This is a genomic window from Caballeronia mineralivorans PML1(12), assembly GCF_001028175.1.
Lineage (GTDB): Bacteria > Pseudomonadota > Gammaproteobacteria > Burkholderiales > Burkholderiaceae > Caballeronia > Caballeronia mineralivorans.
Genome location: NZ_AEJF01000073.1, coordinates 1 through 11,272, shown reverse-complemented (window position 1 = coordinate 11,272; position 11,272 = coordinate 1). Strand labels below are relative to the sequence as shown.

The 11,272-nt window shown below is 61.4% G+C and carries 8 protein-coding genes and 1 pseudogene; 4 read left to right on the top strand and 5 right to left on the bottom strand.

The genetic code is table 11. The features are described 5' to 3' along the window. From EOS_RS09955 to EOS_RS09940, 4 genes and pseudogenes are all read right to left on the bottom strand, one after another. Positions 1-201 (bottom strand): annotated as a pseudogene (locus EOS_RS09955) (hypothetical protein); the annotation flags it as partial. A gap of 20 nt (positions 202-221) precedes the next feature. After that, positions 222-1,262, bottom strand: a complete 1,041-nt coding sequence (locus tag EOS_RS09950; protein WP_047846463.1) for a PLP-dependent cysteine synthase family protein — start codon at positions 1,260-1,262, stop codon at positions 222-224. Beyond that, the gene (locus tag EOS_RS09945; RefSeq protein ID WP_082163291.1) at positions 1,249-2,691 is read right to left on the bottom strand and encodes a Y4yA family PLP-dependent enzyme; all 1,443 of its coding nucleotides are present in this window, start codon (positions 2,689-2,691) and stop codon (positions 1,249-1,251) included. The genes EOS_RS09950 and EOS_RS09945 overlap by 14 nt, the downstream gene beginning before the upstream one ends. Positions 2,692-2,701: 10 nt before the next feature. Further along, the gene (locus tag EOS_RS09940; RefSeq protein ID WP_047846462.1) at positions 2,702-4,939 is read right to left on the bottom strand and encodes a TonB-dependent receptor; all 2,238 of its coding nucleotides are present in this window, start codon (positions 4,937-4,939) and stop codon (positions 2,702-2,704) included. A gap of 616 nt (positions 4,940-5,555) precedes the next feature. On the opposite strand from EOS_RS09940, the gene EOS_RS09935 reads away from it, so the two are divergent. Genes EOS_RS09935 through EOS_RS09925 form a run of 3 tightly spaced genes read left to right on the top strand, consistent with a single transcriptional unit; the run spans position 5,556 to position 9,428 of the window. Next, on the top strand, positions 5,556-6,515 hold the full coding sequence (locus tag EOS_RS09935) for a hypothetical protein (protein ID WP_047846461.1): 960 nt from the start codon (positions 5,556-5,558) through the stop codon (positions 6,513-6,515). 30 nt (positions 6,516-6,545) lie between these two features. Further along, positions 6,546-6,788 (top strand): hypothetical protein, encoded by a 243-nt coding sequence (locus EOS_RS09930; protein ID WP_047846460.1) that lies wholly within the window; start codon positions 6,546-6,548, stop codon positions 6,786-6,788. Positions 6,789-6,794: 6 nt separating this feature from the next. Further along, the gene (locus tag EOS_RS09925; protein ID WP_047846459.1) at positions 6,795-9,428 is read left to right on the top strand and encodes a PAS domain-containing hybrid sensor histidine kinase/response regulator; all 2,634 of its coding nucleotides are present in this window, start codon (positions 6,795-6,797) and stop codon (positions 9,426-9,428) included. Positions 9,429-9,469: 41 nt separating this feature from the next. Here EOS_RS09925 and EOS_RS09920 read toward each other — a convergent pair whose 3' ends face one another. After that, positions 9,470-10,345 (bottom strand): LysR substrate-binding domain-containing protein, encoded by an 876-nt coding sequence (locus EOS_RS09920; protein WP_047846465.1) that lies wholly within the window; start codon positions 10,343-10,345, stop codon positions 9,470-9,472. Positions 10,346-10,625: 280 nt separating this feature from the next. Here EOS_RS09920 and EOS_RS09915 point away from each other — a divergent pair. Then, a partial coding sequence (locus EOS_RS09915) for a thiamine pyrophosphate-binding protein (RefSeq protein WP_047846458.1) occupies positions 10,626-11,272 on the top strand: 647 nt, incomplete at its 3' end.

The window sequence follows — 11,272 nt, the reverse complement described above, 5'->3', positions numbered from 1 at the left end:
GACGGCGTCGAGCCGCGCAGCGCACGCCGTGCCGTCCGGCATCAGTGCGGTGATGCCGGTCGCGCTGCGCCGATGGTTGTCCACCACCTCACTCCGGCTCGTGAGTAACGAAACGCACACGCCGGGAATCTGTTTGAACAGGACTGCCGCGAGATGGCCGGTCCGGCCGCCTCCGCAAATGACCACGTTGAGCGGCGGCACGGCGCTCTCCCTGGCCGCCGTCATACCGCGTGCAACCGCGGAACTTCGCGCGGCGCCTCTGCGGCGCTTTCGCTGCCGAACCACCCGTCGAGCTGATCCCACACTTGCGGGTCGAGCAGATTGCGCTCCTTGAGCCAGCTCTCGCTGAAGACCGTATGCAGATACTTCTCTCCGCCGTCAGCCACGGCCGCCACGACATTGCCGCCGATCAGGCCGCTATGGATAAACTCCAGCGCCTTGTAGATGACACCGCCGGTCGATCCGCCGACCAGCAACCCCGTGCGCTTAGCCATATAACGAGCCGTCTCGAACGCCTGCGCATCCGAAACCTGCACGCCCATGTCGATGCAGCTGTAGTCGAGCACGAGGCCGACCGTGTCGCCCGCAGGCGTTCCCGTGCCGGATTGATAGTAGGCATGCCCTGGCTGGCCGAACACGATCGAACCGTCGGGTTCGACGGCGATAGTCTTCGTCCGGGGATCGTGCACTTTCAGCCCGCGAGCGATGCCGGTCATCGAACCGCCTGTGCCGACGCAACCGACATACGCATCCACACCCCCAACTTCACCGATCACTTCCCGGACGAAATCGGAATACCCGCCCGAGTTGGCCGCGTTGTCCGATTGATTCATGAACACCGCACCGGGAATCTGGCTGGCGAGTTCGGCGGCCATGCGCTGTCGTTCCACGACCGCGACCTCGTCCTCCCGATAGTCACCCTCGACAAAACGGATTTCCGCGCCGAACGCGCGCATGACCGCGATCTTGTCCGGCGCGGCATGATGATCGACGACGGCGATAAAGCGCAGTCCGAACTCCACCGCTGCGATCGCGAGGCCGATGCCCGTATTACCGGAAGAGGACTCCACCACCACGCCGCCTGGACTGAGCCGCCCCGATTTGAGCGCAGCAACGATCATGTTGCGGGCCATGCGGTCCTTGATGCTTCCCCCCGGGTTGTTCTTCTCGATCTTGAGCAACAACCTGGCATTCTTTGCTGGAATGGAAATGCTGAGAATCGGCGTATTACCAATGAGGTCGGTCACTTTATTCAAAATCATTCCGGTACTCCATTCGATCGTCAGGTGAGACTTCCATGCCGCCTGCGGCGTCGTAGGTCACAGAAATCCGGCGCGGCACGGGATGGCGGTGAAATTCGTTTTCGAGCATGTCCATCTGGTAGCCAGCTGTATTCGCGTACACCAGCAGGTCGCCAGCTTTCGGCCTCCTTTGAAACGGGATCAGGCGGTTGGTGATGACGTCTTCGTCAAGACAACTGTGTCCGGCAATGTAGGCGCGCACCGGCGGCTCTCCGTGCTCGCTGCCGGCGTGTGCCGACACGAGAATCGGGTCCACCAGGAACTCGGACGCGAACCACGTTTCGCACGCGCTGAAGCTGCTGCCTTCCACGAAGATCACCACGTTGTCCGCAGCCAGCGACTTGACGCGCGTGATCCGGAAAACAGAGACGGCGGTCTGATCGGCAAGGCTGCGCCCGGGCTCGATCGCCAGGGTAAGCCGCATCTCGTTAAGATACCCCGCAATAGACACGCCATCGACACAAGGCGATGCGAGAAACTGGTCCAGCCACTGACACGCGCCGATCGGGCCGCCGTACGGATAGAACGACTCGGGCACCTTGCCATTGCGGTAGTCGCCGCTGCACTGCGCACCAAAAAACGCTTCGTACACCTCGCCATCCACGTACTGGACCGGCAGGCCGCCGCCGATGTCGAGGATCGTCGGATCAAGGCCCATAGCGCGCGCTGCAGCGAAGAAGCGGGTGAGCTCACGCACGGCCTGCACGCGTGATTCATGGCCATAGCCGCCTAGATGGAAATGAAAGCCCTCGAACGAGAACCACTCCTTTAGCCGGGTCAGGCGCTGCAGACAGGTAAGGAGGTCGTCGGCACCCATGCCGAAGCGACTCGTTCCGGACGCTGCGGGCCGATAGCGCAACAGCACCCGCGTCGGGCGATCCGGCTCTATCTCCCGGACTATCATTTCAAGGTCGTTGAACTCCTCGACGGAGTCGACCGCGATCAACGCAGCATTGGCGATGAGCGCCGCGTGAAATACCCTGGTCTTGGCTGGCCCGGTGGCGCAAAGCATGGCTGGTTCAATCCCGGCGCGCAGGGCATCGCGCATTTCATAGATGCTGGATACATCCACGCCGACGGCGGCTTCGACCGCCGCACGTACGAGGCCCGGTGACCTGTTGACTTTCGCCCCGTAGAAGATCTCAAACCGCGCGGTGTACCGGTTCAGCACGGCGCGCAATGCCTCGACGTTTCGACGCAGAATGTGCGGCCACACGATATTGAGCGACGAACCATACTGCTCAACCAGCTTCAGCAGTGCGCCCGGTGAATCGAAGACAAGGCTTGAGATGGCGGGATCGAGAAGCGGTGGAAGCACATCGGGTACATAGGCCTTTGCGCAACCGTTTGCTGTTGTCTGCGGCAGCACATTGTCTGGCGTTTGCGTCATGAGTAACGGCCTAGAAATCCATGGAAGCAGACAGGAAGACGGTGCGCGGAGCACCGAGCGAAATCGTCCCGTACGAGGTCACGCCCGACCAGTACTTGCGATCGAACACGTTGAGCAGGCCCGCCCGAACCGTGGTGGACTTGCCGTAAAGCGTAGTCTTGTAGCGGGCACCCAGATCGACCGTCGTCCAGGACGGCACGGACTGACTGTTCGCCTGATTGATGTATTCCCGGCCGGTGTAGTTGATGCCGCCGGTCAGGGTGACACTGGGGACCCACGGCAGGTCCCATTCGGTGCCGACATTGGCCATCCACGTCGGAACGCCCACTGGCCGGTTACCCAACGTCGCGGCACTGTTGGTCTTCGTTAGCGTGGCATCCAGCAGCGTCACCCCTCCCAGCAAGCGGACGCCCTTGAGTGGCTCGCCGGACACGTTCAGTTCCAACCCCTGATTGCGCTGCTCGCTGTCGACCGAATAGACCGTGCCGTATAACTGGCCGCTTGGCTTGGTGATCCTGAAGGCAGCCAGTGTTGCCAGCACGCCGCGCATGTCGAGCTTGACACCGACCTCCTGCTGTTTCGTCTTGTAGGGCGCGAAAACCTGGCCCGCATTCGTCGCGGCTGCAGGGGCGATGTCGCCTTTGCTTAGGCCTTCGATGTAATTGGCGTAAAGCGACACGTTTTGCCACGGCCTCACGACAAGACCGACCAGCGGCGTGGCGGCACTCTCGTTGTACGACGATGTCCGTGCCGCGGTAGTCGCACTGAAGTTGTCGGACTGGACATGCTGCTGACGCACACCGACAGTCAGTTGCAATCGCTCGTTCAGCATGCTCAATGTATCGGCTAGCGCCACACCGGAAAGCGTCGACGACGAGACCTTCGGCACGCGTGCCGGTGCGCTTATGTATTGCTGCGGACTTGCGACGGGCGAATAGATATTCGACAGGACCGTCGTACCCGAATTGCTCGCACTCGCGATACGGTCCTGATAGACGTTCGCCTGGAACACCACTGCATGCTTGACTGCGCCGGTATTGAACTGGGCGCGTACACCCGTGTCCGCGGTCGAGCGATTGATCTGGAATTTCCAGTTTTGCGGTGTGGCCGAAGTATCTCCCGCAGCATTCAGAATTGTCGGTGTCTGATCCGACAATCGCGAAACATCCGACTTTGTGCCGCCGGCGTCGGCGAATACGGTTACGTTGTCGCTGATGTCGTATTCGGCATGCAGCAACGTCGATATGTCGTTGGATTTCCACCAACCCCAGGATTGGGTGACGTTGCGGCGGCCATCCGCTGCAGAGGGCACCTGAATGCCCGATGCCACGAGAAACGGGCGCGTCGGGGCGTCGATCCACTGATACTGCTCGATCACATCGAGCGATGCCCGGAACCGCTCGCCCTGATAATCGAGCGACAGCGCCCCGACCTCGGCACGTGACTTCTGGTTGTCGAGCGGCGTGCCGCCTTGACGATGCAAGCCGTTGAACCGGATCCCGAACTGACGATCACTGCCGAAGCGGCGACTCAGATCGATTGACTCGCCGAACTGGGAATCTGACGCATAGTCCATCGTGACGCGGGTCAGATCCTTGTTCAGCGCACGCTTGGGCACCACGTTGACGACACCGCCGACACCACTGTTCGGAGACATCCCGTATAACAATGCGGCCGGCCCCTTGAGCACCTCGACGCGCTCCAGATACTCCGTGAACAGGTGGTAATTGGGCGAAACGCCATACACGCCGTCGAACGCGACCTCGCTCAGATTGCCTTCGTTGACCGGAAAGCCGCGGATGAAGAACGAGTCGGTCACGCCGCCGATCTGCCCCGTAAATCGCGTGGACGGATCCCGGTTCAACACCTCCGCCAGCGTCACCGCCTGCAGGTCCTCCATCCGTTGCGAGGTGGTGTCGCTCACGCTAAAAGGCGTATCCATCACGCTCTTGTTGCCCAGCAGCCCTACTCGTCCGCCGCGCGCAACCTGCCCGCCGGCGTAGGGTGGCGGAAGGTCGCTGTCAGACTTTGCGTTGACGGTCACCGCTGGTAGTTTCTTTGTGCCGTCACTCACTTCCTGGGTAGTCTCTGTTTGCGCCTGCGCATAGGCAGAAGCAGCGAAACCGGTTGTTAGCACACCTGCAAAGAAAAGCCGTATAGACAAAGCCAGTGGTTTGAAAAGTAGGAACGACGGCTCGGGCGACGAAACAGCGGACCGAAAGGCAATGCGAGAAAAGCGCAATAGCATGATGATTACGTTCGTGTTTTTGTTAAAGAAATCGGTTTCGGTGCCAAGCTTTCATTCCTGTTAACATTAATGCAAATGATAACGATTCGCAATACTATTTTGAAGAAAACTTCTTGTGCTTGTATGTGGCGAACCTCCTCCATGGGTGAGCGTTCGAAGACCCGCTTGAACTCGCGGCGGAACTGAGACGGACCCTCGTAGCCGACGCGCGCCGCAGTCGCTGCAGCAGTCAAGCCGTCGCGAATCCCTAGCCCATGTACCACGAGCCCTGTCTCTTGAAGCGATCGATCATGGATCGACATACCTATTTTTAATTTTGTACTACCAACTATATAAGGAAACTATCATGAGCTGCGCATCAAAGATCGGGCTCGTCACGGGCGCATCGAAAGGCATCGCACAAAGACCCGCCAAGAGACTCCCCGAGCGCAACAATCCATGTCGAAATATGTCACGACGGGTTTCTTCTCCTCGCAAACCCTTTCCTGGCGGGCCTCTGCCGCGGTGAAACCGCGTGACATATCTTCGTTGCAGATTAAATCCGCGTGTCCTCCTATAGTCCGTTCATCGCCACGCCGCAGTGCGGGAAGTGGCCCGGAACCAACAAGGAGATACCGTGAACACCCGCTCGTTTGTCCTCCCGACTACCGCCGCCTGCCCCGCGTTCGTCACCACCACCGCATCCGTACGCGGCGCCCTGCGCAAGCTCGTGCTCGCAGCAACCGTCGCGGTGCTTGCTCTCGGCAGCGCTTCGGCTTTCGCCTGGTCGCAACACGGCACGGCGTACACATCACGTGGCACGTACAACGGCGCCCGGTATGGCTCGTGCGGCGGCGGTAGCTGTTCGCATGCGGGTGGCGTTGCGGGCCCTTACGGCGGCGTGGCGACCAACACTGGTACGGTCACCCGCAACGCGCCGGGCCAGTTTTCGAATTCGGGCACCGCGACCGGACGCTACGGCAACTCGGTCCAGCACGCCGGCGACACCAACTGCGCGGGCGGCACGTGCTCGCACACCGGCACCCTCACCGGACCCGATGGCAAAACAGCCTCCACATCGAGCGACGTGACCAAAACCGCGCCGGGCCAGTATTCGTCGTCCGGGTCGATCACGGGCTCGAACGGCAACACGGTCGACCACTCGGCATCGACGAATTGTGCGGGTGCTTCGTGCTCCCGTTCGGGAACGGTGACCGGCTCTGACGGCGGGACCGTCTATCACTCCGGCACGGCGACGCGCGTCGCACCGGGTGTCGTTACGACTTCGACCAGCGCCACGGGCACCCACGGCAACACTGTGACAACGAGCGGGACGGTCACAACCACCGGCGTTGTCACGACGGGCGTCGTCACCACGGGCAGCACAACGGTCGTCGTCGCGCCGAAGCCGGTGGTCGTTGCTCCGTCGGTCGTGTATGTACCGCCTCCCCCGGTTGTCTACGTGCCGCCCCCGCCCCCGCCGCCGGCCGTGTATGTCGCACCGCGCGTGGTCTACGTGGCGCCTGCGCCGCGCCCTGTAATGTGGGTACGGGGCCACTGGGTCGGGAACATCTGGATACCGGCGCACTGGGCGTGAGCGATGACCTGCAGGTCATGAACTGGCGGCATGGTTAGGCGAATCGGTCAGCATCCGACGGGCGAGCAAGGCGGCGTGATGCTCGTGCGTCCAGATTTAAAATTGCGGCGCACACTGTCATGCAAAGCGGGTGCGTTGGCCATGCCGATCGTCGCGACGGGGTTAGTGATAGGGTTAGCGGCGGGGTTGGCGATTGGCTTCGGCGGCCGCATGGCGAACGTCGAAACGCCGGCCGCGCATCGCGCGATCGAACCCTCGCAGCACTGTGAATAAAACACCATGCCATTACGCGATCCAGCCCATTTCCTGCCCTCCTTCGTCTGGCATGCGACCCCCGACGGGCGCATTGAATACGTCAATCCCTGGACGTGCAGCTATCTCGGCAAGACGGCGGAAGCTTTGCACGGCATGCATTGGAAGGCCTTCGTGCATCCGGACGACATGGCGCGGGTGATCGACTCCTGGCGCCCAATACTGGAAGGCGCCTCGCTTCGGGACGTCGACGTGAGACTCCGCCGCACCGACGGCCTCTATCGCTGGCACACGCTGCATCTGCAAGCCATTCGCGACGAGGGCGGGCATATTGTGCAGGCGATTGGCGTCGGCATCGATATTCATCAATGCAAGCACGCCTGGGAGATGTACGAAGCCAGCGAGCGGCGTTTGCAAGCGGCCTTCGAGGGAGCCCGGCTCGGCGCATGGGAATGGAACACGGAGACCGGCGCGGTCCGGATAACCTCGCAGCTCGCTCACATTTACGACTTTCCTGCGGGCACCGAAGGCGCGACGCCTGACGAACTATGGCGACGGATACCTCCCGACTATCAGCCAAGATTCCAGGCTGAACTGGCGAAGTCCCTCAACGACCGGAACCCCTTCCAGATCGACTACCCGATCGTCGCGACAAATGGCTCAAGGCGGTGGTTGCGCATGCGAGGCGAGACCGAGTTCACCGACAACAGCGAGTTAAGGCGCGTGCATGGCGTTACCTTCGACATTAGCGCGCAACGTGAAAGCGACGAGCGCCTCAGCATGAGCGAGCGGCGTTATCGCGCGCTGGTGGAAGCGACGACCGCGCTGGTGTGGTCGGCCGATGCGAACGGCGACATCCTCTTGTCAGAAAGCCAGTGGCAACGTTTCACGGGCCGCCCGCCGGAGAGTCACGCGGGCTCGGGCTGGCTCGAGGCGGTGCATCCCGACGATCGGGAAGAAGCCCGGCGTCAGTGGACCCGGTCGGTCGAGAGGCAGACGCTGCACGACTTTACCTTCCGCATGCGGCGGCACGACGGCGTGTACCGGATGGTCCGCGCCTATGCGGCGCCGCTGCACGACGAAAACAACCGCTTGCAGGAGTGGTTCGGCACCACGACCGATGTGACGGGGCAATACGAAGCGAAAGCCGCCATCGAAGAGCGCAACTTGCGGCTGTCGGTGGCCATGGATGCCGCGAACATGACAATAGTGTCCCTCGCCCTCCCGACCTGGTCGCTCTCGTGGGAGGGCTGTCTGGGGTCCACGAATCTCTGCGAGAGCAGGACGCTCTCCTACGAAGCCGCGCTCAACTATGTCCACGCTGAAGACCGAGCTGGACTGGACACTTTCCTTACGCATTTATCGAGCGGGCAGGAGACGGACTTTCAATTCGAATTTCGCCTTCTGCTCGACGGCGGCGAGCGCTGGATGCATGGTAGCGCCCTGCTTTACCGCACCCCTCAAGGTATTCCGCTGCGTATCATCGGCAGCCTGATCGACATCACCGATCGCAAGCGTATGGAACTGATGCTTCGCGAAACCGACCGCCGTAAAGACGAGTTTCTCGCGATGCTGGCGCACGAGTTGCGCAATCCACTCGCTCCATTGCGCACCGCAATCGCGCTGATGCAGAAGACCGCGCTCGCCGACCTGAAGGCTCAGGACCTGGTCGGCCTGATGCGGCGTCAGGTCGAGCACATGACACGCATCGTCGACGACCTGCTGGAGGTCTCCCGCATAACGCAGGGGCACATCACCCTCAAGCAGGAGCCCATTTTTGTGGGAAGCGCGGTCTACGGTGCGGTCGAGGCTGTCGCCGATATGGTGGAAAGCCGCCAGCAACGCCTTGAAGTCAGCGTGCCGACCGGGATGACGTGGGTTTATGGGGACCCCACGCGGCTCTCGCAGATCCTCGTGAACATCCTCAACAACGCGAGCAAGTACACGCCGGAAGGCGGTCGGATTGCCGCAGGTGTCCGGGCGGACGAGGATCAGGTCACCATCACGATCGAGGACACCGGCACGGGCATTTCAGCGGACCTGCTGCCGAACGTATTCGAATTGTTTTCGCAGGGAGAACGTACGCTGGACCGCTCCAATGGCGGCCTTGGCATAGGCTTGTCACTCGTGAAAAAGCTCGTCGAGATGCACGACGGAAAAATATCGGTCCAAAGTCCGGGACCCGGAATGGGCACGACAGTGACGGTGCGCTTGCCTCGCCTGCATCAGCACGAGCGTCATCCGGCACATCCGCCACTGACGACTCCAGCGATCGCGTCTTCGACCGGGCATGCCGGCTTACGCATTCTCATTGTCGACGACAATCGCGACGCAGCGGATTCGCTCGCTTTGCTGTGCGAGAGCGAGGGGCACATGACCCAGGTCGCCTATACGTCATACGAAGCAATTTCGCTCGCGCAGAACTTCCTTCCTGATGTCGCGCTGCTTGACATTGGCCTGCCTGATATAGATGGCTACGAGCTCGCGACACGCCTGCGCCACAAGGGCGCAAAAGTCCCGGTGCTCATTGCCATCACGGGCTATGGCCAGGCTGAGGACCGCTTGCGCGCTCAGGTCGCTGGCTTCGATTATCACTTTGTCAAGCCGGTCAATCTGGAAGACCTGCTTAACTTGCTTTCAACGTTATGCCCGCCAGATTAATGCAGCCAGATTAATGCTGCCCCTTCGAGCAGTTCCTGTGGTCAGGCGTCCCCATGCGCTCCGATCCACTCGCGAAACAGGTTCACCTTGTGCTGGTGCGCTAGGCAATTCGGGTAGACGAAGTAATAGCGGGCGCCGGTCGTCAGTACGATGTCGAACGGCATCGCGAGGCGCTTTGACGCGACATCTTCGCTCACGAGCGAGCAGTCGCTGATCGCGACGCCAAAACCTTGCGTCGCCGCGTTCGTCGCAAGATCGAGCGTTTCAAAACTCTGCCCAAGGTCGGCATCGATCTCCGGCGCATTGGCATGGGCGAGCCACATCTTCCAGTCGCGATGATCGCGCGTCGGATGCAGGAGCGTATGCCGGGAAAGATCGGCCACGCTATCGAGCGACTTCTCCTCCAGCAGCGAAGGTGCGCACACAGGCGTCAGTTGTTCGTCGAAAAGTTCGATTGAATGAACGTCCACGCCCGGGGACGAGCCATAGATGATCGCTGCGTCGAACGGCTCGACCTGGAAATCGACGTCGTGCTGCCAGGTGGTCGTGAGCTGCAACTGGATCTCAGGGTACTCGGCCTGAAAGCGCATGATCTTCGGCAGGATCCAGCGCATCAGGCAGGTGGGTACCTTCAGTGCGAGGTCGGTGCGCTGCCGGGTCAGACGCAGCGAAATCTCCTCGATCCGCGAGAAGCTCTCTTTCACGGTCGGCAATAGCTGCTCGCCTTCGTTCGTCAGCGCGAGCCCCTTCGAGTGCCGCGTGAACAGCGGAAAACCGTAGTACTCCTCCAGCGTCAGGATCTGGCGGCTTACCGCTCCCTGCGTCAGACAGAGGTGATCGGCGGCACGCGTGAAACTGCGGTGGCGCGCGACCGTTTCGAAGATTTGCAGCGCATTCAGCGGCGGCAGGCGGCGCATTTTCATTCCCTTCCTGCATTTCAAAAAATCATGACGGCCGGGTGTGCTTGCCGGCCAGAGGGGTTCATACGAACACGGATCCAAGGCTCCATATATACACCGAATTAAGGTCCCCGCTTCTCTGGAAAGCATTGCTTCCCTGTGTGAGCCCATGAGCCGGGAACATGGCGAGCATGCAAATTCATCGATTGCCGTTCACGTGTCATGCACCAAGAATGCACGAACACGCAAACCCCGGAGAAAAGCATGCGCCGGCAACAGACCCATTCGCAGGAGTCTCATGAATTCGCCTGAAAATACCTCGCGCTTCTGCCACACAAGCGGCCACGCAAGCGGACACCGCCCGCCCCGGCCGGTCGGTACACAGACCTGTGGCGAAGCGCTCGTGAGACTGCTCGAACACTACGGCGTCGAAGTGGTGTTCGGCATTCCGGGCGTCCATACCGTCGAGCTATATCGTGGACTTGCAACCTCCATGCTGCGCCACGTCACTCCTCGCCACGAGCAGGGGGCGGGCTTCATGGCGGACGGCTATGCGCGCGTTACGGGAAAACCCGGTGTGTGCTTCATCATCACCGGGCCGGGCATGACGAATATCGCGACTGCGATGGCGCAGGCTTATGCGGATTCGATCCCGATGCTCGTGATTTCCAGCGTCAACACCACGCGTCAGCTCGGCGGCGGAACTGGCCGCCTGCATGAACTGCCGTCGCAGCGCAACGTATTCGCCGGGCTCACCGCGTTCTCCCACACGCTGCTCGAAGCGGACGAACTCCCGCAAGTCCTGGCCCGCGCGTTCGCGGTGTTCGCGACTGCGCGGCCGCGGCCGGTCCACATCGAGATTCCCCTCGACGTGATCGTCGCGCCTGCGCGCGACACCACATCCAGCGCGGTCGTGCTGCCTGCGAAGCCCGCCGGTGCACCGGC

Bases quoted from the DNA above. Each gene is read 5' to 3' on its own strand.
- EOS_RS09945 (WP_082163291.1), bottom strand. From the start codon at position 2,691: ATGACGCAAACGCCAGACAATGTGCTGCCGCAGACAACAGCAAACGGT.
- EOS_RS09950 (WP_047846463.1), bottom strand. From the start codon at position 1,262: ATGATTTTGAATAAAGTGACCGACCTCATTGGTAATACGCCGATTCTC.
- EOS_RS09925 (WP_047846459.1), top strand. From the start codon at position 6,795: ATGCCATTACGCGATCCAGCCCATTTCCTGCCCTCCTTCGTCTGGCAT.
- EOS_RS09940 (WP_047846462.1), bottom strand. From the start codon at position 4,939: ATGCTATTGCGCTTTTCTCGCATTGCCTTTCGGTCCGCTGTTTCGTCG.
- EOS_RS09930 (WP_047846460.1), top strand. From the start codon at position 6,546: ATGGTTAGGCGAATCGGTCAGCATCCGACGGGCGAGCAAGGCGGCGTG.
- EOS_RS09920 (WP_047846465.1), bottom strand. From the start codon at position 10,345: ATGCGCCGCCTGCCGCCGCTGAATGCGCTGCAAATCTTCGAAACGGTC.